The 19,386-nt window shown below is 39.0% G+C and carries 17 protein-coding genes; 9 read left to right on the top strand and 8 right to left on the bottom strand.

Annotation, left to right across the window (positions count from 1 at the left end; all coding sequences use genetic code 11):
* Positions 1 to 21: 21 nt before the first annotated feature.
* From pheS to nth, 4 genes are all read right to left on the bottom strand, one after another.
* Entirely contained in the window at positions 22 to 1,104 is a 1,083-nt protein-coding gene (pheS, locus tag NNJ85_RS03515; protein WP_254473559.1) for a phenylalanine--tRNA ligase subunit alpha, read from the bottom strand.
* Positions 1,105 to 1,198: 94 nt separating this feature from the next.
* The gene (rplT, locus tag NNJ85_RS03510; protein ID WP_005774428.1) at positions 1,199 to 1,600 is read right to left on the bottom strand and encodes a 50S ribosomal protein L20; all 402 of its coding nucleotides are present in this window, start codon (positions 1,598 to 1,600) and stop codon (positions 1,199 to 1,201) included.
* Positions 1,601 to 1,633: 33 nt separating this feature from the next.
* Entirely contained in the window at positions 1,634 to 1,837 is a 204-nt protein-coding gene (gene rpmI / locus NNJ85_RS03505; protein WP_120100283.1) for a 50S ribosomal protein L35, read from the bottom strand.
* 156 nt (positions 1,838 to 1,993) lie between these two features.
* Entirely contained in the window at positions 1,994 to 2,755 is a 762-nt protein-coding gene (nth, locus tag NNJ85_RS03500) for an endonuclease III (RefSeq protein WP_371923318.1), read from the bottom strand.
* A gap of 120 nt (positions 2,756 to 2,875) precedes the next feature.
* Here nth and NNJ85_RS03495 point away from each other — a divergent pair, with 120 nt between their 5' ends.
* From NNJ85_RS03495 to ilvD, 3 genes are all read left to right on the top strand, one after another.
* Complete coding sequence (locus tag NNJ85_RS03495) at positions 2,876 to 3,307, top strand: Hsp20 family protein (RefSeq protein ID WP_254473557.1); 432 nt, start codon at positions 2,876 to 2,878, stop codon at positions 3,305 to 3,307.
* Positions 3,308 to 3,333: 26 nt separating this feature from the next.
* Positions 3,334 to 3,585 (top strand): DUF1150 domain-containing protein, encoded by a 252-nt coding sequence (locus tag NNJ85_RS03490; RefSeq protein WP_005774433.1) that lies wholly within the window; start codon positions 3,334 to 3,336, stop codon positions 3,583 to 3,585.
* 592 nt (positions 3,586 to 4,177) lie between these two features.
* Positions 4,178 to 6,016 (top strand): dihydroxy-acid dehydratase, encoded by a 1,839-nt coding sequence (ilvD, locus tag NNJ85_RS03485; RefSeq protein WP_254473556.1) that lies wholly within the window; start codon positions 4,178 to 4,180, stop codon positions 6,014 to 6,016.
* A gap of 343 nt (positions 6,017 to 6,359) precedes the next feature.
* On the opposite strand, the gene mutS is transcribed toward ilvD, so the two are convergent.
* Positions 6,360 to 9,092, bottom strand: a complete 2,733-nt coding sequence (mutS, locus tag NNJ85_RS03480; RefSeq protein ID WP_254473555.1) for a DNA mismatch repair protein MutS — start codon at positions 9,090 to 9,092, stop codon at positions 6,360 to 6,362.
* A gap of 197 nt (positions 9,093 to 9,289) precedes the next feature.
* Here mutS and NNJ85_RS03475 point away from each other — a divergent pair, with 197 nt between their 5' ends.
* Positions 9,290 to 11,590 (top strand): NADP-dependent malic enzyme, encoded by a 2,301-nt coding sequence (locus NNJ85_RS03475; RefSeq protein ID WP_254473554.1) that lies wholly within the window; start codon positions 9,290 to 9,292, stop codon positions 11,588 to 11,590.
* 66 nt (positions 11,591 to 11,656) lie between these two features.
* On the opposite strand, the gene secB is transcribed toward NNJ85_RS03475, so the two are convergent.
* Both secB and NNJ85_RS03465 read right to left on the bottom strand, forming a co-directional pair.
* The gene (secB, locus tag NNJ85_RS03470) at positions 11,657 to 12,133 is read right to left on the bottom strand and encodes a protein-export chaperone SecB (protein ID WP_254473553.1); all 477 of its coding nucleotides are present in this window, start codon (positions 12,131 to 12,133) and stop codon (positions 11,657 to 11,659) included.
* Positions 12,134 to 12,275: 142 nt separating this feature from the next.
* Positions 12,276 to 12,770 carry an FxsA family protein gene (locus NNJ85_RS03465; RefSeq protein WP_254473552.1) on the bottom strand — a complete coding sequence of 165 codons (495 nt, stop codon included), beginning with the start codon at positions 12,768 to 12,770 and terminating at the stop codon, positions 12,276 to 12,278.
* A gap of 170 nt (positions 12,771 to 12,940) precedes the next feature.
* Here NNJ85_RS03465 and NNJ85_RS03460 point away from each other — a divergent pair, with 170 nt between their 5' ends.
* Together NNJ85_RS03460 and NNJ85_RS03455 are read left to right on the top strand one after the other, a co-directional pair.
* Positions 12,941 to 13,633, top strand: a complete 693-nt coding sequence (locus NNJ85_RS03460) for a Tim44/TimA family putative adaptor protein (RefSeq protein WP_254473930.1) — start codon at positions 12,941 to 12,943, stop codon at positions 13,631 to 13,633.
* A gap of 46 nt (positions 13,634 to 13,679) precedes the next feature.
* Positions 13,680 to 14,270 carry a Smr/MutS family protein gene (locus NNJ85_RS03455; protein WP_254473551.1) on the top strand — a complete coding sequence of 197 codons (591 nt, stop codon included), beginning with the start codon at positions 13,680 to 13,682 and terminating at the stop codon, positions 14,268 to 14,270.
* A 943-nt stretch (positions 14,271 to 15,213) separates the two neighbouring features.
* Here NNJ85_RS03455 and NNJ85_RS03450 read toward each other — a convergent pair.
* The gene (locus NNJ85_RS03450) at positions 15,214 to 15,744 is read right to left on the bottom strand and encodes a GcrA family cell cycle regulator (RefSeq protein ID WP_254473549.1); all 531 of its coding nucleotides are present in this window, start codon (positions 15,742 to 15,744) and stop codon (positions 15,214 to 15,216) included.
* Positions 15,745 to 16,216: 472 nt separating this feature from the next.
* Here NNJ85_RS03450 and NNJ85_RS03445 point away from each other — a divergent pair, with 472 nt between their 5' ends.
* Genes NNJ85_RS03445 through NNJ85_RS03435 form a run of 3 tightly spaced genes read left to right on the top strand, consistent with a single transcriptional unit; the run spans position 16,217 to position 19,379 of the window.
* A complete protein-coding gene (locus tag NNJ85_RS03445; RefSeq protein WP_254473929.1) occupies positions 16,217 to 17,428 on the top strand; it encodes an aspartate aminotransferase family protein in 1,212 nt (403 codons plus the stop codon).
* Complete coding sequence (gene argF / locus NNJ85_RS03440) at positions 17,425 to 18,360, top strand: ornithine carbamoyltransferase (protein ID WP_254473547.1); 936 nt, start codon at positions 17,425 to 17,427, stop codon at positions 18,358 to 18,360. The genes NNJ85_RS03445 and argF overlap by 4 nt, the downstream gene beginning before the upstream one ends.
* Positions 18,361 to 18,395: 35 nt before the next feature.
* Positions 18,396 to 19,379, top strand: coding sequence for an Hsp33 family molecular chaperone (locus NNJ85_RS03435; RefSeq protein WP_254473546.1), 984 nt, complete (start codon positions 18,396 to 18,398; stop codon positions 19,377 to 19,379).
* The last annotated feature ends 7 nt before the right edge of the window (positions 19,380 to 19,386 follow it).

Below are 19,386 nucleotides of genomic sequence, written 5' to 3'. Positions count from 1 at the left end.
CACATGAAAGCGATGATAAGATCACACATTTCTATTAGGAAAAAAAGCAGGCATATCAAAGCAACGAAAGCCATAATGGTCTAGCCAACGCAGATCAGCATCAAAAAAAGCGCGTAAATCAGGCATGCCGTATTTCAACATAGCGATACGGTCAATGCCCATTCCCCATGCAAAGCCTTGATATTCATCGGGGTCTAAACCAACATTTTTCAACACATGAGGATGCACCATTCCACATCCTAAAATTTCCAACCAATCCTGTCCTTCGCCAAATTTTACTTCTGAACCAGAACGATCACATTGAATATCTACTTCCATAGATGGTTCAGTAAAAGGGAAAAAAGAGGGACGAAAACGCATTTTTACTGAAGCAACTTCAAAAAACTCTTTACAAAAAGTTTCATGCAGCCACATCATATGGGCGATGGTAGAGGTTTTATCAATGACAAGACCTTCGACCTGATGAAACATGGGCGAATGCGTTGCATCTGAATCCATACGATATGTTTTCCCGGGAATAATGATCCGTATCGGTGCTTTTTGTTTTTCCAGTGTGCGAATTTGTACAGGCGAGGTATGGGTCCGCAATAATTTGCGTTCTCCCATTTTATCAACATTAAAAAAGAAGGTATCATGCATTTCACGTGCTGGATGCCCTTCAGGAAAGTTCAATGCCGTAAAATTATAATAATCTGTTTCAATATCTGGTCCTTCTGCAAGTGAAAAACCCAATTTTGTATAAATGGCGATAATTTCTTCAATCACCTGTGAAATAGGATGAATACGCCCCCGTTCCATAGGCGAAGAACGAACAGGCAAGGTAATATCAACCGTTTCACGAGAAAGACGGGCATTCATTTTTTGTCTTTTCAGAAGATCACGCTTTTGCGTCCATAATTCTAAAATGCGATTTTTTAATCCATTAAGAACAGGGCCAACTTTTTGGCGCTCGCTCGCCTCCATCTTTCCTAATGCTTTTAATTTTTCAGAGATGCTGCCTTTTTTACCCAATGCTGCAATACGCACTGTTTCAAGTGCCTGTTCATCACCTGCAGCTTCTAAGGCTAAACAAATTTCTTGTTCCAGACGCTCAATATCGTTCATATTTTTGCCTATTTTTTTAATAAAAAAAACCCGCACTCGCAATAGCCAGCACGGGACCTCGAATAAATAAATGCTTTAAGAGAACACGACTGGCTTACTTGACAGCGCTTTCAAAAGCATTGGGCGTTGTATCTTTTAAATATTCTAAAGCTTTTTTTGCCGAAGCAACTAAAGCAGAAAATGCTTCTGCCTCATAGATTGCTATATCTGAAAGAACTTTACGATCAACTTCAATACCGGCTTTTGATAAGCCGTCAATAAAACGCCCATAAGTCAAACCTTCTGCACGAACAGCCGCATTAATTCTTTGAATCCACAAAGCGCGGAAAGTACGCTTTCTATTTTTGCGGTCACGATAAGCATATTGCTTTGAACGATCAACGGCTGCCTTAGCAGCACGAATGGTATTTTTACGCCGACCGTAAAAGCCTTCCGCTTGTTTAAGAACTTTTTTGTGCTTAGCGTGTGCTGTCACACCTCTTTTCACACGTGCCATATTATAATCTCCTCAAAATCAAAAGCGCAAGGTTTAATGACCATTCGGCAAATAATGGTGAATAACTTTTTTAGCATCTTGTTCACACAAAACCATTGTTCCACGTGCATCGCGAATAAATTTATTCGAACGTTTAATCATGCCGTGGCGCTTACCGGCGGCTGCTACTTTAATTTTGCCTGACGCAGTGATCTTAAACCGCTTTTTAGCGGATGATTTGGTTTTCATCTTGGGCATTTTGCTACTCCATACATTAATTAATTCAATCGAATATTTTATCCATTCAAGTGGACCAACACTTGAATAAGCATTTAAACAGCCACGGCATGCCCTGCCGGGCGGTTCTCCAGAGACGTTTTCATAAGCTAGTATACACAAAATAGCAAGAGCGCATTACAAAAAAATCGGCGCTCCATTGCCTTGAATTTCAACCAAAGGTGCCGGAATAGCATTTGTTTTGCTTGCGGCTTTACAGAGATCCGCAATAATACATTGCCTACATTGTGCTTTACGTGCTTGGCAGATGTAACGCCCATGCAAAATCAGCCAATGATGCGCATGACGAAGATAATGAATCGGTATAATTTTTAATAATTTTTTCTCAACAATCTCTGGTGTTTTGCCAGGTGCCAAACCAAGACGATTGCTTAAGCGAAAAATATGTGTATCGACCGCCAAGGTAGGCTGACCGAAAGCAACATTCAAAACGACATTAGCTGTTTTGCGCCCCACGCCTGGAAGGGCCATAAGTGCTTCACGCGTATCAGGGATTTGACCACCATATTGCTCCATTAAACAGTTGCAAAGTGCATAAACATTACGTGCTTTTGCACGCCAAAGACCAATTGAACGAATATGATATGCTATTTCTTCTTCTCCTAATGCAATCATTTTTTCTGGTTGATCAGCAAGGCGAAAGAGTTCTTTTGTCGCTTTATTAACGCTTACATCTGTTGCTTGAGCTGAAAGAACAACGGCAACCAAAAGCGTAAAAGTATTTATATAGCTAAGATCACTCTTAGGTGTCGGGCGTTGCACAGAAAAACGGCGAAATATTTCTGCAATTTCATCTTCATTATATAATATACCAGATAAATTTCGCACTTTTGATATTTTTATAGTATTTCGAGGTATTTTTATGTTACTTTGAGCCATGGAACTCTCTTAATCATCTCTCTTGAAGTTATCATTCACGCTCGCCATATGAGAAGAATGCAGCGAACACTTTATATAGGGTTTGGTCAAGTAAAGCCGCTTTAAAGAGGATACTCATGAATGACACATGTGACACCTTTCTCCAATCCTTTTCTTTTAGGATTTGAAACCGTAGAAAAAATATTACAACGTATCTGTAAAGCTGATGAGGCTTACCCAGCCTATAATATTGAACGTTTACATAAAAACGATGATGCAAATCATATCCGGATAACTTTAGCTGTTGCTGGATTTAAGATTAATCATCTTAATATTTTGCTCGATGATAATCAATTGGTTATTCATGGTAAACAAACAGACAATCAAAATCATCAATATTTATATCGCGGTATAGCTGCGCGGCAATTCCAGCGGACCTTTGTTCTTGCGGAAGGGATGAATGTTACAAATGCCGAGTTGAAAAATGGTCTTTTATCAATTAATCTGTATCAACCAAAACTAAAAAAAGAAATAAAACAGATTCCAATTAAAGTCAGTAGTGGTGAGTCATAAAAGTTAAGGCGTAAAGGAACAGTGAAATGGGAGAACATAAACAAAGCTTATCGTTTCAGAACACGTCCTACTCTGATGCGGGACAGATTGCTTATTTAAAAAAGGTTTGTACAGATGATCTGGCTAAAAACTTTCCAGATCTTCCACCTATGACCCCAGGCATTACCATATGGGCGCTTTTTGGTGAAACAGGTTATCCTATCATTTTATCCGATGAACGCTCTATTGCTCTTGCTGGAGCCAATGAGCACGAACTCCAAATTGTCACTCTACACTAGATTGCGCTTTACGAGAAAAAACTTAAGCTCTTTTAAATTTTGTCCGTTTTTTCTCAATTAAAGGGCATTGAGCTGTATTCCTCTTCAAATAAGTGTAAAGGGAGGAGTGGTGCTCTATAAGTGTATTCATTTATGGGGCCTTGATGCCATTCACGGGCTTGATTTGGGATATCACTATGGAGGTTTTTGAAAGGCATAAAGCTTAAAGTGTAAGGATATGGTAAGTTTTACCATTAGACCTTCATATTCTTCACCCATTAGGTTGTTTTCTTATACTAGAAGTTACGCAAACAGATAGATGCAAGATACGCGCTAAATCTAGCATATAAAAGTCTGGAAGAATTTGTGCTGCGTTGAACCGTTTTGACACTTGTTTCAAACATGCATTTACGCTGGGATTAGATGTTGATTAACAGGTCATAGAAAAATAAAAGCTTTGTGTCTTTATGAGGAAGTTTATGCAGGGCTTTTAATTTTGTGCTTCAAATGCCTCAGTACAAGGTATTTTTCTTTTTTGAATATTAAAGCTCTTGTCTTTGTAGTGAAGTTACAGCACAACAAGCAAAATGAAATTATTTGAGGGGAAAAAATAATGCCTTCTTATCGTTCAAGAATATCGACACACGGGCGTAATATGGCGGGAGCTCGCGGTCTTTGGCGTGCAACAGGGATGAAAGATGCGGATTTCGGTAAACCGATTATTGCGATTGCAAATTCTTTTACACAATTTGTACCAGGGCACGTCCATTTAAAAGATCTTGGGCAATTGGTTGCACAACAGATAGCCATTGCCGGTGGTGTTGCAAAAGAGTTTAACACCATTGCTGTCGATGATGGAATTGCCATGGGGCACGATGGAATGCTCTATTCTTTACCCTCACGTGAAATCATTGCTGATTCTGTAGAATATATGGTTAACGCCCATTGTGCGGATGCTCTTGTCTGTATTTCTAATTGTGACAAAATTACACCTGGAATGTTAATGGCTGCTTTACGGTTGAATATTCCAACAATCTTTGTTTCAGGCGGTCCTATGGAAGCCGGTAAGATTAAATGGAAAGATCAAGACGTAAGGGTTGATTTGGTTGATGCCATGGTTGCCGCCGCTTCAGAACAGAACTCAGAAGAAGAAGTTGCTGAAATGGAACGTGCTGCTTGTCCTACATGTGGTTCTTGTTCAGGAATGTTTACGGCCAACTCCATGAATTGCTTAACAGAAGCCTTAGGGCTTTCGCTTCCCGGAAATGGATCAGTACTCGCAACGCATGCAGATCGACGGATGCTTTTTGAAGAAGCTGGAAGGCAGATTATTGCATTGACCAAGCGTTACTATGAAAGAAATGATGCAACAGTTTTGCCACGTTCTATTGCCTCACGCAAGGCTTTTGAAAATGCTATGACCGTTGATATTGCCATGGGGGGGTCAACCAATACAGTACTGCATCTTTTAGCCGCGGCGCAAGAAGGCGAGGTGGATTTTACCATGACGGATATTGATCACCTTTCACGTCGTGTTCCAGTTTTATGCAAGGTTGCTCCTGCTGTTGCGAATGTCCATATGGAAGATGTTCATCGCGCGGGTGGTATTATGGGGCTTTTAGGCGAATTGGAAGCGGCAGGACTCATTGATACATCAGTTTATACGGTTCACGCAAAAACGATGAAAGAAGCTCTTGATCGTTGGGATGTGAAACAAACCAATGAACCAACAGTTTGTACATTTTATCGTGCTGCTCCAGGGGGTATTCCAACACAGACAGCTTTTAGCCAATCTTGTCGCTATGAGACTCTTGATCGTGATCGTGAAAAAGGTGTGATTCGCGATAGGGAACATGCCTATTCACAAGATGGAGGATTGGCAGTTCTTTATGGAAATCTTGCTAAAGATGGCTGTATTGTAAAAACAGCAGGTGTTGATCAATCAATTTTGACTTTTAAAGGTCCAGCAAGAATTTTTGAAAGCCAAGATTCAGCTGTTTCAGCAATCTTAAATGATAAAATTAAATCAGGTGAAATTGTTTTAATCCGTTATGAAGGACCGCGTGGGGGACCTGGGATGCAAGAAATGCTTTATCCAACGAGTTATCTTAAGTCTAAAGGATTGGGTAAGGTTTGTGCACTTGTTACGGATGGACGTTTTTCAGGGGGGAGCTCAGGGCTCTCGATAGGACATGTTTCACCAGAAGCGGCTGAAGGAGGAGAAATTGCGTTGGTGGAAGAAGGAGATATCATAGAAATTGACATTCCAAACCGGAGTATTCATATATTGGTTGATGACGTTGAGATGAAGCAGCGTCGTGCTAACATGGAAGCAAAAGGAAAAGATGCTTGGCAGCCGGTTGAGAAGCGTCAGCGCAAAGTTTCAAAGGCTCTCAAAGCTTATGCTGCAATGACAACATCTGCTGCAAAGGGTGCAGTTCGTAGCATATGATTACGTGAAAGGTCCGGTTTATGGAAAATAAACGGTGTGATAAGAGATTGAGTAAGTATTTTTCCTAATATTCCAAGGTGATTATTTTACCTGGCTCTGGAAAAATATTTTAAACCAGGGTGCATAGGATACATAAGGTTTTGAGAGAGAAGTAAAAATACAGTGCTATGATTGTTGGATTTTACAAGAAAATAAACAATTGGTTTGAGGAAATGTCTATACATTTGCTTTCTTTATATCCATTTAATGCTTTTTAACAGATTTTGCATGAAAACGGTGATAATAGTGCGTAAAATCTAATATGCATCAGAACAATCAAGAAAAAATACAGTGTTTTATTGGCCTATAAAGGATTATTTTTTTCCAGTTGTTTGAGGTGATAAATTGCTTCTAAAGCTTGTTTAGGAGAGAGCTCATCGGGATGAATATTTTTTAAAGCTTCGTGAAGTACATCATGTTTGTTGCTTTTTTCGTTGAGAGGAGAGGTTGCTTTAAGTGAAAAGAGCGGTAAATCATCAATGAGTTTATGTCCTTTTCCAGCCATTTCACCTTGTTCTAATTGATGGAGGACATCTGTTGCTCGTGAAATAACAGCTGGAGGAAGCCCAGCAAGCTTTGCAACTTGTACACCATAGGATCGGTCAGCGGCTCCTGGTGCGACCTCATGGAGAAAAACCACATCACCATCCCAATTTTTAACTTTCATGGTTACATTATGCAGTCTGTCAAGTTTTTCGGTCAATGCTGTCATTTCATGAAAATGGGTAGCGAGAATAGCACGACAATGGTTAACTTCATGGAGATATTCAACGGCTGCCCAAGCAATGGAAAGTCCATCAAAGGTTGATGTTCCACGTCCTATTTCATCAAGAATAACAAGAGAATGGTGACTTGCATGATTAAGAATCGTTGCTGTTTCAACCATTTCCATCATAAAGGTTGAGCGCCCCCGAGCAAGATCATCGGAAGCCCCAACACGACTAAACAGACGATCAACAACGCCAATATGTGCTGAAGCCGCTGGAACAAAGGATCCCATTTGCGCCATAATCGCAATGAGCGCATTTTGCCGCAAAAAAGTTGATTTTCCTCCCATATTAGGTCCTGTCAAAAGCCAGATTGCTGCATATTGCTGATTTTCTTGCACAGAGAGATCACAATGATTGGCAACAAAGGATTCGGCGGCTTGTTTTCGGAGTGCTTGCTCAACAACAGGATGGCGTCCTGCGGTGATATGAAAGGTTAGTGAATGATCAATTTTAGGACGGCAATATCCTTGTTCTTCAGCAAGATGTGCTAAAGCGACAGAGACATCTAAAATAGCAAGGGCTTCAGCGGCTTTACGAATAAAATCAACTTGTTCGATAATTTCCTGAACAAGCGTATCAAAGATTTCCAGTTCAAGTGTCAAGGCGTGGTTGGCAGCATGGGCAATACGACTTTCAAGGTCAGCAAGCTCTGTTGTTGTAAAACGCATAGCATTTGCCATTGTTTGCCGATGAATAAAGCGTGCTTTAGCTTGTGGGTGATTTGTAAGGGCAGATGCTTGAGTACTAGTGACTTCAATGAAATAGCCTAGAATATTATTATGCTTTATTTTAAGCGTCTTAATATCTGTTTCTTGGGCATATTGTGCTTGAAGTTCAGCAATGACACGGCGTGATTCATCCCGTAAAGCACGCATTTCATCGAGCTCTTGATGATAATTGGAACGAATAAAACCACCATCACGTTTAAGCAGTGGCAGATCATCAGCCAATGCTTGGTCTAAATGGCAATGTAAAGCAACGGGTAGATTTGAAAACACCTGTTGTATATCACTTATTTCTTGAGGCAGGAGCTCATTATTAAGAAGCTGATGAATTTCACGAATGATTTCACAGCCGCGTTGAATCGTTGCCATATCACGGGGACCTCCTCGTCCAAGAGCCAAACGTGAAACAGCGCGGGGCATATCTGGTCCTCCTTTTAAGGTGATCTTTATCGCTTCTGCAAGAGAAGGATTACGGAGAAAAAAATCGATAGAATCCAAACGCGTATCAATAGCTGAAGGGATGGTAAGAGGAGCAATAAGACGATCAATGAGAAGGCGAGATCCTCCTCCTGTTACAGTGCGATCAATAGCTTTTAATAAGCTTCCATCCCGTTGACCTGATGTCGTTCGAATAAGCTCAAGGCTTAGTCTGGTTGCAGCATCAATAAAAAGGGTAGCGCTTTCATTTTGGCGCTCAGGTTGCATGAGGGGGGGACGATGCGTGATTTGTGTTTTTTCGATATAACGAATAGCAGCTACGATGGCAGAGAGTTCACAGCGTGAATAATCAGCAACACCTTCAAGCGTTGAAAGTTTAAAATAAGTGCAAATATCGCGTTCAGCAGTGAGGGTATCAAAGAGACACGCCGGTTGAGGTGAAACGATACGATCAAGAACATTAAAAAGTGATTTGTGCAATTGATCATGAAAAAAGGAATCAGCAACAATGATTTCTTGTGGATCGACACGCATAATATCGGCTAAAAGTTTTTCTTGGCGGCTTTCTGTTACACGAAATATACCTGTCGAGATATCAATCCAAGAAAGGGCAAACTCTTCTCCATCAACGGTTTTTACCCGAGAAAGTGTCATCAAATAATTTGCGCGTGTTGGATCAAGGAGTTTTTCTTCTGTTATTGTTCCAGGGGTTACAAGGCGAACAACATCACGCCGAACAACAGATTTTGAGCCGCGTTTTTTTGCCTCAGCAGGATCTTCTGTTTGTTCACAAACAGCAACGCGATAACCACAAGCAATCAATTTTTGTAAATAATCATCTGCAGCATGAACGGGAACACCACACATAGGAATATCTTGCCCTAAATGTTTTCCGCGTGCTGTGAGTGTGATTCCTAAAGCCTGAGCAGCTTCAATTGCATCATTAAAAAATAATTCATAAAAATCTCCCATTCGGTAAAAAAGAAGGGAATCATGATGGACAGCTTTGATTTCTATGTATTGCTCCATCATAGGTGTAAGACGTTCTTGAGAGGAAGCAGGCTGTGGAATTAAATTATTTTTATGGTCGTTTTTTTTATCCATTTCTACGTGGCCTGTTCCTTTTCAGTGAAGCATTTACTCTTTTTTGTTTACTTCGATATTTATTTATCTCTAAATTGAAACGCATCATCAGATTTGCTAAGGCTAAAGAATAGCGATTTCTAACATATGAATCAAATTGAATAACTATAAGCATTATCAAGCAAAATTTACACTGTTTTTGGAGAAAATAAAGTGAGATGAAAAAAAGCGAGCAGGATCAGAAAATGTCTCAAACAGTTTACAGTGCGAGCGAACGAGAAGCTCTTGATTTTCATAGTCGTGGTCGACCAGGAAAGCTTGAGATTGTTGCAACAAAGTCTATGGCAACACAGCATGATTTAGCCCTTGCTTATTCACCAGGTGTTGCGGTTCCCGTTAAGGCAATTGCTCAAAATCCAGCGCTCGCTTATGACTATACAGCAAAAGGCAATCTTGTTGCTGTTATTTCAAATGGTACCGCTATCTTGGGATTAGGAAATTTAGGTGCCCTTGCCTCTAAGCCGGTCATGGAAGGGAAAGCAGTGTTATTTAAGCGTTTTGCGGATATTGATTCCATAGATTTAGAAATTAATATCAACGATACGGAAAATTTTATCAATTTAGTGCGTCATTTAGAACCCTCTTTTGGTGGAATTAATCTTGAAGACATTAAGGCGCCTGAGTGCTTTATGATTGAAAGTCGTCTACGCGAAGTGATGAATATTCCTGTTTTTCACGATGATCAACATGGTACAGCAATCATTGTGGCTGCTGGTGTTCTCAATGCTTTGGCTTTAACAGGACGCGATATGCAAAATACGCGGTTAGTCTGTAATGGTGCTGGTTCTGCTGGGATTGCTTGTATTGAACTGATTAAAGCGATGGGTTTTCGTTCTGAAAATATCATCCTCTGTGATACGAAGGGTGTGGTTTATGAAGGTCGTAAAGGGGGCATGAATCAATGGAAATCGGCGCATGCTGTTCGAACGGATAAACGTACGCTTATGGAAGCAATGGAAGGGGCAGATATATTTTTCGGGGTTTCTGCTAAAGGTGCACTGACTCCTGAAATGGTAAAATCTATGGCGCCGCAGCCAATTATTTTTGCTATGGCTAATCCCGATCCAGAAATTACGCCGGAAGAGGTTTTAGAAGTACGTCAGGATGCCATTGTCGCAACAGGGCGTTCCGATTATCCAAATCAGATTAATAACGTTCTCTGTTTTCCTTATATATTTCGTGGTGCGCTTGATGTGCGCGCAACGGTTATTAATGAAGATATGAAGATTGCTGCGGCAAGGGCCCTTGCTAATTTAGCGCATGAGGAAGTTCCTGACAGTGTTGCAGAAGCCTATCGTGGAAAGCGATTAAAATTTGGTCCTAATTATATCATTCCTGTTCCTTTTGATCCGCGTTTGTTGACGGTTGTTTCAAGTGCGGTAGCAAAAGCAGCAATGGAAAGTGGTGTTGCGCAAAAGAACATAGATGATTTAGAGACCTATGAGCGCGATTTGAATGCGAGACGTAATCCTACTTCTTCAGTGATGCGTGGAGTGTATAACCATGTTCGTCAAGCACCAAAACAAATTGTTTTTGCAGAAGGTGAAGAAGAGCAAGTCATGCGGGCTGCTGTTTCCTATGTTCATCAAAAATTAGGACAAGCAATTTTGGTTGGTCGCGAAGAGCAAGTGAGAGAAACGGCTGTTATCGCTGGAATTGATCTGGAGCGTGAAGGTATTTCAGTGATGAATGCTAAGCTTTCCTGTCGTACAGATGCTTATGCGAATTATCTTTATAAAAAGATGCAGCGTCAAGGCTGGCTGTTGCGTGATTGTCATCGCCGTATCAATAATGATCGAAATTATTTTGCTGCATGTATGGTGGCACTAGGAGATGCGGATGCAATGGTTACAGGGGTGACACGCAATTATGAAACAGCGCTGGTTGATATACGTCGAGCAATTGATGAAAAACCAAAAGAACGATTGATTGGTATTTCAATGGCTATTTGCCGTGATCGAACTGTGTTTATTGCGGATACTGCTGTTTATGAAAATCCTAATGCTGAAGAATTAGCGGATATAGCGGAACAAACCGCTTCGTTTGTGCGTGGATTTGGATATCAGCCAAAAGTTGCATTTTTAGCGTTTTCTACGTTTGGTTATATGAAAGGGAAGGTTACACAACAAATTCAGGATGCGATTAATATTTTGCATGAGCGCAAAGTTGATTTTGAATTTGATGGAGAAATGAGTGCTGATGTAGCGCTTAATTCCAAATTGATGCAGCAATATCCATTTATGGGATTAACAGAGCCCGCTAATATTTTGGTTATGCCTAGCTATCACGCATCTTCTATTGCAAGCAAAATGTTACAAGAACTTGGAGGAGCAACCATCATCGGTCCTATTTTAATTGGATTGGAAAAATCTGTTCAAATTGTACCGTTTAGTGGAAGCGATACAGATGTTGTCAATATTGCAATGCTTGCAGCTTATCATGCGGCAAAGGTCGTCTAAAGGAAAAAAGCCCCTAATATACCAATAATATATTAAAGGGCTTTATGATAGCAAAAGAACAAATTTTTAAGAAGGCTGTATTTGATTGTCTTTTTGTTCTTCAGCGAGACGCTTTTGGAAGAGGGCTGCAAAATCAATAGGATCAATCCACAAAGGCGGAAAACCACCGTTTTGAGTAGCATCAGATATAATTTGGCGAGCAAATGGAAATAAAAGACGGGGACATTCAATAAAGACCAGTGGCATAACATGTTCTTGTGGAATGTTTTTAAGGTGAAAAACACCCCCGTAAATCAGTTCTACATGAAATAAGGTTTCAGTGTTATCATTGGCTTTGACGGAGAGAGACAAGACAACATCATAATTATCATCACCAATTGGGTTAGCATTGACATTAATATTGATATCAATTTGTGGTGATTTTTTACGCGCACGCAATGAATGAGGAGCACCTGGGTTCTCGAATGATAAATCTTTTAAATATTGCGTTAATACAGCAAAAACCGGCTCTCCACCACTGTTGTTCATTTCACCTTCGGCCATACGACGAACCTCTCTCATTTATAATATGTATTTATTTTAGATCTAAAGATCGAATTGGTTATCACGCCTTGCAAAAGGTTGCAAGGAATGCGCTCTTTATCTTGATTATTTTTTTCGTTCGTTACAGATTTTTTTAAGACTTTCAATGGTTATCATCATTTTTTCGCCAGGGAGATTCTATCGTATCATGAATTTTGTAATCTTCAGCGTTAAGATCAATGATTTTTTCAGAATTATTTTTTCTTTTTGTATTGGCATTCATTGTGTTTTTAAATGATGAAAAGAAATGCCAAGCAACAGAGCGAATTGGCTTAATAAGAAGTAATATTCCCAAGAGATCACTTACAAAACCGGGGAGAATAAGCAAAATCGCACTCAACATGATGAAAGAATCATGAATAATATTGTTTTCTAATGTGCGTCCTTGGATAAGTTCATTTTGTATGTTTTTTAAAAGGCTAATCCCTTGAATTCGCAATAAAACAACCCCAACTATAGTTGTGAGAATAACCAAACTCAAAGTTGCCAGAATGCCAATTTCTTGACCAACAAAAATAAAACCAGCGATCTCAATTAAAAGAATGCAGAGAAAGACAACGACAAAAAAACGAGGATTTAGAGAATAAAGTTTTATCACATGAAAATTTCCTTCTGAAATGAGGAGAGAAGAAATTCTTAAGAGCATTTCTTATATAAAATCTACAAAAATATTTGAATGGTAGGATTCCCTATTTTACATATTTATTGATAAATGATATTGACTGCAATGTTTATTACAGACTTAAAGCTTGGAGATTGACAGCGCCCATGGAATTTGACGTTATACTTGTCATCGCTCTTGTTGTTATGGTTGTTATTTTTGTGCAACTCCGTAGTGTGTTAGGAAAGCGAATTGGATTTGAAAAGCCTCCTTTTGATCCTTATTCACGTCATTCTAAAAAACAAGCTGAGGCAGAAACGACAGATAATATTGTTTCGTTCCCTCATCAAAAAAATTTACAAAAAGGCGATTTTAGTGAAATTGATGAGATTGCACCAGAGGGGAGTATTTTGAATGAAAATTTACGCGCAATGCGTAGAATTAATCCTCATTTTTCTCCTCAATCTTTTATAAAAGGTGCGCAAATTGCTTATGAAATGATTGTAACAGCTTTTGCTAAAGGTGATCGCAGTCAACTTAAAAGCTTGCTTTGTCAGGATGTTTTTGAGAGCTTTTGTACTGCTATTGAGCAACGAGAAAAAAACAAAGAAAGAATAGAATTTACTTTTGTTGGAATTAATAAAATTGAGTTTGTTGCAGCGGCAATACAAGAAAAGAATGAACTTTTAACGATACGTATTATCAGTGAGATGATTTCTGTTACTTATAATGAACAGGGTGAGTGTATAGACGGTGATCCCGATGCTATTGTAGAAATTAGAGATATTTGGACTTTTGTTCGCAATAGCCTATCGTCGGATCCAAACTGGAAGCTTTTTGCTACAGAAGATGAAAATTAGAGTATTTTTTCTTCCATAATTACTCAATATTTTATGAGAAATTAAAATGTCCTCAAGTAAATGGAGACAAAAAAGAGATTTATTAACTTCACAAGATCGCCTTTTATGGGAGAGGGTTTGTCGCACAATAACGCCGCTTCATAATAAGAGGCTCTTTTCTATTTCAGAAGATATTGCAAATATTACTGATAAAAAACAGTGCATAAAGCAAAAACCTCTGGGGGTTCAGGAAAATCAACAACGCTCAACAATTACTAAAAAAGAAAAGAGAGCCCTTACACAAGCGCATAAGATTCATTTCTTTGATCGTGTTGCACATCGTAAAATTTCTCAAGGTCGTTATCTTCTTGAAGCACGTCTTGATCTTCACGGTTATATGCAGGAAGAAGCTTATTTTTTCTTAAAAAAATTTTTACAATCCTCTCAACAGAGTGGATTGCGTTACGTCCTTGTGATTACAGGAAAAGGCCGATCTGTTGGGAGTGACGGAGCTTTGTATAGATTTGTTCCGTATTGGTTATCAACACCAGCTTTTCGATATTATGTTCATGCGTTTGAGCAAGCCGCGCATCAGCATGGCGGTGAGGGTGCGCTTTATGTCTGGTTGCGCCGTTTTGTGTCGGGAAAAGGAATGTAATGCTATTGTAGTCGTTTTAGATTCAAGATTGACTCTAAAAGATCTCGTATATTATAGATCATAAAAGAAATATAATAACATATTGATTTGTAATTATAATTTATTATTTTCGTCTATTGCGTAAGAACCTTAAATACAATATTCTCTTATTTTTAATTTTTTTATTATGCATTGCATCATACTTTTGTTTATCTCATATTTTTTTAGGGTTATATCCCTCACACGAAACAACATGCGCCAAATAGAATACACTTACATATTCACGTGCTTATTTTAGAGAAATATCTCTTAATACTTGCAAGCCTATTCTGTGATAGGCTGCGTAAAATAGTGATCTCCATGGAGTGTATAAAATTGATTATATAACGCTCATCTTTACGTTTCATAAAAGTGCAAGGTTGCATTATTACATACTTTGTTAGCCCCTAATATTGAAAAAACTTTATATTTGAGAAGAGTTATAAGAGACATGCTTTTCTTTAAAGTATTTTCACTCTATACGGACTCCTATCTCGCCTATGATACGCAAAAGATTCTGATTGATTGAACTATATGGAGGGTTCAAAATGGGAGAGATATTCGTGGATTTCACTCTAGTTGCCAAACGATAAATTATTTTTTAAACTACGATATATTCTATTAAGAACACGAAGAATAAAAACATGCTAAATTGAGAAACGGTATTATTCAAAAGATATCCCTACGGATAGTTTTTAAATTAGTACAACTAAATTAAAAAGAATCGTGAAAATAAAAAAGTATTGGATTTATAACATATAGCTGCGCAAGGGCACCAAAAGATATAATTTCGTTGAATATTTTCATGAATAAACGTTTTCATTCGTTAAAAACCTCATAAGATCTCTTTTTCATAATAATTTTATCATTGAGATTTAATTATGAGGCACAGAAGGTACAGAATATGAAATTATATCGGCGGATATTATATCCTTATTCGCCGTCTTTCAGATATTGGTTGGAATGCTAACTTAGCATGAAAGGCGCAATAAGGACTATTTTCATCAGAATCAGCACCACAAAAATGAAAATCGGCTGATAATGGATCGCCAACCGGCCATCTACATGTATTTTCACTCAATTGTAGCAAATTAAGTTGACGTGATATAGGCACTACAACATTGGATTTTGTGGAAATATCAACTTCTTTAACATCTTCTGCTACAACCTCTGTTTTTAAAGCTGTTTCTTCAACATTGACAGATGATGTGTTGATTGGCGATACTGTGGCTATGTTACGACGCACACGTGGAGATGATGGGCTGTTTGCGGGAGTTTTTTGCGCACGCACATTTCCTTGTGCTGTTTTGCCACGTCCTGGCAACTTCAATCGATGCACTTTGCCGATGACTGCATTTCTACTGACTCCACCTAATTGAGCAGCAATTTGACTTGCACTTAGCCCTTCACTCCAAAGCTTTTTAAGAAGCTCAACGCGTTCACATGTCCAACCCATATCAGCACTCCATTCCGATTACGTCACTGAGATGCTTCCCCTTTGCATCTTCAAATGTTTCAATAATGTCTTCAATGCGCTGAATGAAAGAATTTTACACTCTAAGTGAGCATAAGAAAATCATCCAACCTGTGGAACTTACAAATCAAAACACATCATCTTGCTTAACGATAGTCTAAATTACAATATGCACTCACTCTATGACAAGAGTCTTTGCCTCTCAAAGAGTTTATTTAGAATGTTTTCCCCAACTTGCAAATCAATCATAGGTTAAACGTCCACTTTTGTTTAAGGCGTTTTTTCCCAAAATGCTTATTTTTAGAACCCTCATTGACTTTTTCTCAATTGGTGTAATGATCTATTCCATAGGTGTAATCATTAATCGAGTGAAATGTTTAAAGCACCGGAATGAAATGTATCATGTTGCTTTGTATATATATATTGAAAAGGTTAAAATATAAAGAGAATTATGATGGATGCCATCTCTATACAACCACTTTATGAATGTTTTGCACGACGAAATTTGCATTTTGAACAGGGGCGTGGGGTATGGCTTATTTCGGATAAAGGAGAACATTATCTCGATTTCACATCTGGCATTGCTGTTAATGCATTAGGGTATGCCCATCCTAAATTAGTTGATACGCTCAAAGGACAAGCTGAAAAACTTTGGCATGTTTCCAATCTTTTTCAGTCTCCTGAACAAACAGCTCTTGCCACGCGGCTTTGTGCAAATAGTTTTGCGGATAAGGTTTTTTTCTGCAATTCAGGCACTGAAGCATTGGAATGCGCCTTCAAAACGGCACGTCATTATTACTATGCTTCGGGTCATCCAGCACGCACTGAAATAATTACTTTTGAAGGGGCATTTCATGGACGGACACTTGCAGCACTTGCTGCAACTGGGCATGAAAAATATCTTGAAGGCTTTGGACCTAAAGCGGGTGGATTTCTTCAAGTCCCTTTCTGTGATGAAATCGCTTTGCGTAACGCTATTGATAAAAATACTGCCGCTATTCTTATTGAACCTATTCAAGGAGAAGGAGGAATACGAACGGTTTCTCATGAATATTTAAAATTTTTGCGTAAAATATGCGATGATAATGATCTATTATTGATTTTTGATGAAGTCCAAACGGGCATGGGACGAACAGGAAAGCTTTTTGCTTATGAATGGAGTGATGTCACACCTGATATTCTTACCCTCGCAAAAGGATTAGGAGGAGGATTTCCCTTAGGCGCTTGCCTTGCAACGGATAAAGTTGCAAAAAGTATGATACCTGGGACCCATGGTTCAACCTTTGGAGGAAACCTTCTTGGAATGGCTGTAGGAAATAGTGTTCTTGATGTTCTATTAGAGCCAAGTTTTCTTAACCATGTGCAAAACATGGGGGATAGGCTGAAAAGTGGACTTTTGCATATTCTCAATATCTATCCTGATATTATCTGCGCCGTTCAGGGGATGGGCCTTATGGTGGGCATTCAGTGTGTTGTTCCTGCAAATCTTGTCATTAATGCTTTGGACAATGAATATCTCTTAAGTGTTGCAGCTAACAACAACGTTGTGCGCTTATTGCCTCCTCTTATCATTAGGGAAGAAGAAATAGATGAAAGTTTGCATCGTATTGAAAAAGCAGTTGCTCATCTTTCTGTAAACAAAGAAAGACTAATATCACACACATGACAAATGTTCTTCGTCATTTCACGGACTTATCTGTTTTAACGCCAGAAATAGCACGCGCACTGATTGAATATGCAAAAAAACTTAAAGCATCTTTTAAACGAGGGAAAGGTTCAAAACCTTTTAAGGGCAAAATACTTGCGATGATTTTTGAAAAACCATCTACACGAACCCGTATTTCATTCGATATTAGTATGCGCCAGCTTGGGGGAGATACAATTATGCTTACGGGTTCAGAAATGCAACTTGGTCATAGCGAAACCATAGCTGACACGGCACGCGTTTTATCGCGTTTTGTGGATATCGTAATATTGCGAACAACAAAACATCAACGCATGCTTGAATTAGCGCAATATGCACAAATTCCTGTCATTAATGCCCTTACAGATGATACACATCCTTGCCAAGTTCTAGCAGATATTTTAACCTATGAAGAACATCGAGGGTCAATTACGGGCAAAATATTTACTTGGATGGGGGATGGGAATAATGTGCTTCATTCTTTGATTGAGGCGGCGGCTCTTTTTGATTTTCATTTGCGTATTGCCACTCCAAAGGGTAGTGAACCACAAGAAAAATTTATAGATTGGGCACGTGAACGGGGAGCACATCTTACGCTAACTCATAATCCCCAAAAAGCGGCTCAAGGTGCTGATTGTATTATGACCGATACATGGGTTTCCATGGGACAAGAATTTCGTGCTCGCAGCCGTTCTATTTTTCAGCCTTATCAAGTCAATGAAGCGCTCATGAAATTAGCAAAACCTGATGCTCTTTTTATGCATTGTCTTCCTGCTCATCGTGGGGAAGAAGTTGTCGATACTGTGATTGATGGGCCGCACTCCGTTGTTTTCGATGAGGCTGAAAATCGTCTTCATGCTCAAAAAGCAATTCTTTCTTGGTGTTTACAAGATGCGTTTTTCTCTCCACAATAGTTTCCCTATAACAGATTATAATAAAAGGCAAAGCCATGAGTGAACAAGCTAAAGATGAAGCCTCTTTCAACCATATCTTTTTGCATGAAGATGATAGTGTGATTCCTTTTCAAGTCGAAGAACTTGATATCCGTGGACGTGCCGTACAACTTGGGGAAACTTTGAATTCTATTCTTAACAGACACCAATATCCTGAACCAGTTTCATATCTTCTGGCAGAGGCTTTACTTATAACTGTTCTGCTTGGAACCTCTCTCAAGCTTACGGGAAAATTTATTTTACAAACCCATTCCGATGGGCCGGTTAATATGTTAGTGTGTGATTTTTCTCCTCCTTCCAGTTTACGTGGATACGCCCGTTTTGATAAAGAACAGCTTAACCAAGCTATAGACAATGATCAAACGTTTTCAGAAACACTTTTAGGAAAAGGCACTTTAGCTTTCACGATTGACCAAGGGTCCCACATGCAACCCTATCAAGGGATAGTGGCATTAGATGGATCAAATTTACAAGAAGCTGCTCGTATTTATTTTGATCAATCAGAGCAAATTCCTACCGATATCCGTTTGGCTGTTGCTATATTAATCAATCGTGACAACCAAGGAAAACCGCAGAAAAGCTGGCGAGCTGGAGGTATTTTGACTCAATTTTTGCCCCAAGCATCGTCCCATCATCAAAAGCGAGAAGAAACAAAATCCAAAACCCAATTAGATAACCAATGGCAAGAAGCTAAAATACTCATGGCAACGATTGAGAGTTCAGAATTAACAGATCCCAAAGTCGGGAGTAAGCAGCTCTTATTCCGTCTTTTTCATGAACAAGGTGTGAGAGTTTTTAATCCTTTTTCTCTTGTTGATCAATGTTCTTGTTCGCGTGAAAAAATCAAAGGAATCCTAGAAGGCTTCCCGATTGATGAACGCAATAAAATGGTTAAAAATAAATATATTTCAGTGACATGTGAATTTTGCTCAAAAACATATCGTTTTACACCGCAAGAATTTTTGGAAGAAAAAATATAATCAACTT

It is taken from the genome of Bartonella sp. B1098 (genome assembly GCF_944896145.1).
Lineage (GTDB): Bacteria > Pseudomonadota > Alphaproteobacteria > Rhizobiales > Rhizobiaceae > Bartonella.
This window is presented reverse-complemented; position numbering and strand designations above follow the sequence as displayed.

Excerpts from the sequence above, each read along its gene's own strand:
- pheS (WP_254473559.1), bottom strand. The coding sequence starts at position 1,104 with ATGAACGATATTGAGCGTCTGGAACAAGAAATTTGTTTAGCCTTAGAA.
- rplT (WP_005774428.1), bottom strand. The coding sequence starts at position 1,600 with ATGGCACGTGTGAAAAGAGGTGTGACAGCACACGCTAAGCACAAAAAA.
- rpmI (WP_120100283.1), bottom strand. The coding sequence starts at position 1,837 with ATGCCCAAGATGAAAACCAAATCATCCGCTAAAAAGCGGTTTAAGATC.
- nth (WP_371923318.1), bottom strand. The coding sequence starts at position 2,755 with ATGGCTCAAAGTAACATAAAAATACCTCGAAATACTATAAAAATATCA.
- NNJ85_RS03495 (WP_254473557.1), top strand. The coding sequence starts at position 2,876 with ATGACACATGTGACACCTTTCTCCAATCCTTTTCTTTTAGGATTTGAA.
- NNJ85_RS03490 (WP_005774433.1), top strand. The coding sequence starts at position 3,334 with ATGGGAGAACATAAACAAAGCTTATCGTTTCAGAACACGTCCTACTCT.
- ilvD (WP_254473556.1), top strand. The coding sequence starts at position 4,178 with ATGCCTTCTTATCGTTCAAGAATATCGACACACGGGCGTAATATGGCG.
- mutS (WP_254473555.1), bottom strand. The coding sequence starts at position 9,092 with ATGGATAAAAAAAACGACCATAAAAATAATTTAATTCCACAGCCTGCT.
- NNJ85_RS03475 (WP_254473554.1), top strand. The coding sequence starts at position 9,290 with ATGAAAAAAAGCGAGCAGGATCAGAAAATGTCTCAAACAGTTTACAGT.
- secB (WP_254473553.1), bottom strand. The coding sequence starts at position 12,133 with ATGGCCGAAGGTGAAATGAACAACAGTGGTGGAGAGCCGGTTTTTGCT.
- NNJ85_RS03460 (WP_254473930.1), top strand. The coding sequence starts at position 12,941 with ATGGAATTTGACGTTATACTTGTCATCGCTCTTGTTGTTATGGTTGTT.
- NNJ85_RS03455 (WP_254473551.1), top strand. The coding sequence starts at position 13,680 with ATGTCCTCAAGTAAATGGAGACAAAAAAGAGATTTATTAACTTCACAA.
- NNJ85_RS03450 (WP_254473549.1), bottom strand. The coding sequence starts at position 15,744 with ATGGGTTGGACATGTGAACGCGTTGAGCTTCTTAAAAAGCTTTGGAGT.
- NNJ85_RS03445 (WP_254473929.1), top strand. The coding sequence starts at position 16,217 with ATGGATGCCATCTCTATACAACCACTTTATGAATGTTTTGCACGACGA.
- argF (WP_254473547.1), top strand. The coding sequence starts at position 17,425 with ATGACAAATGTTCTTCGTCATTTCACGGACTTATCTGTTTTAACGCCA.
- NNJ85_RS03435 (WP_254473546.1), top strand. The coding sequence starts at position 18,396 with ATGAGTGAACAAGCTAAAGATGAAGCCTCTTTCAACCATATCTTTTTG.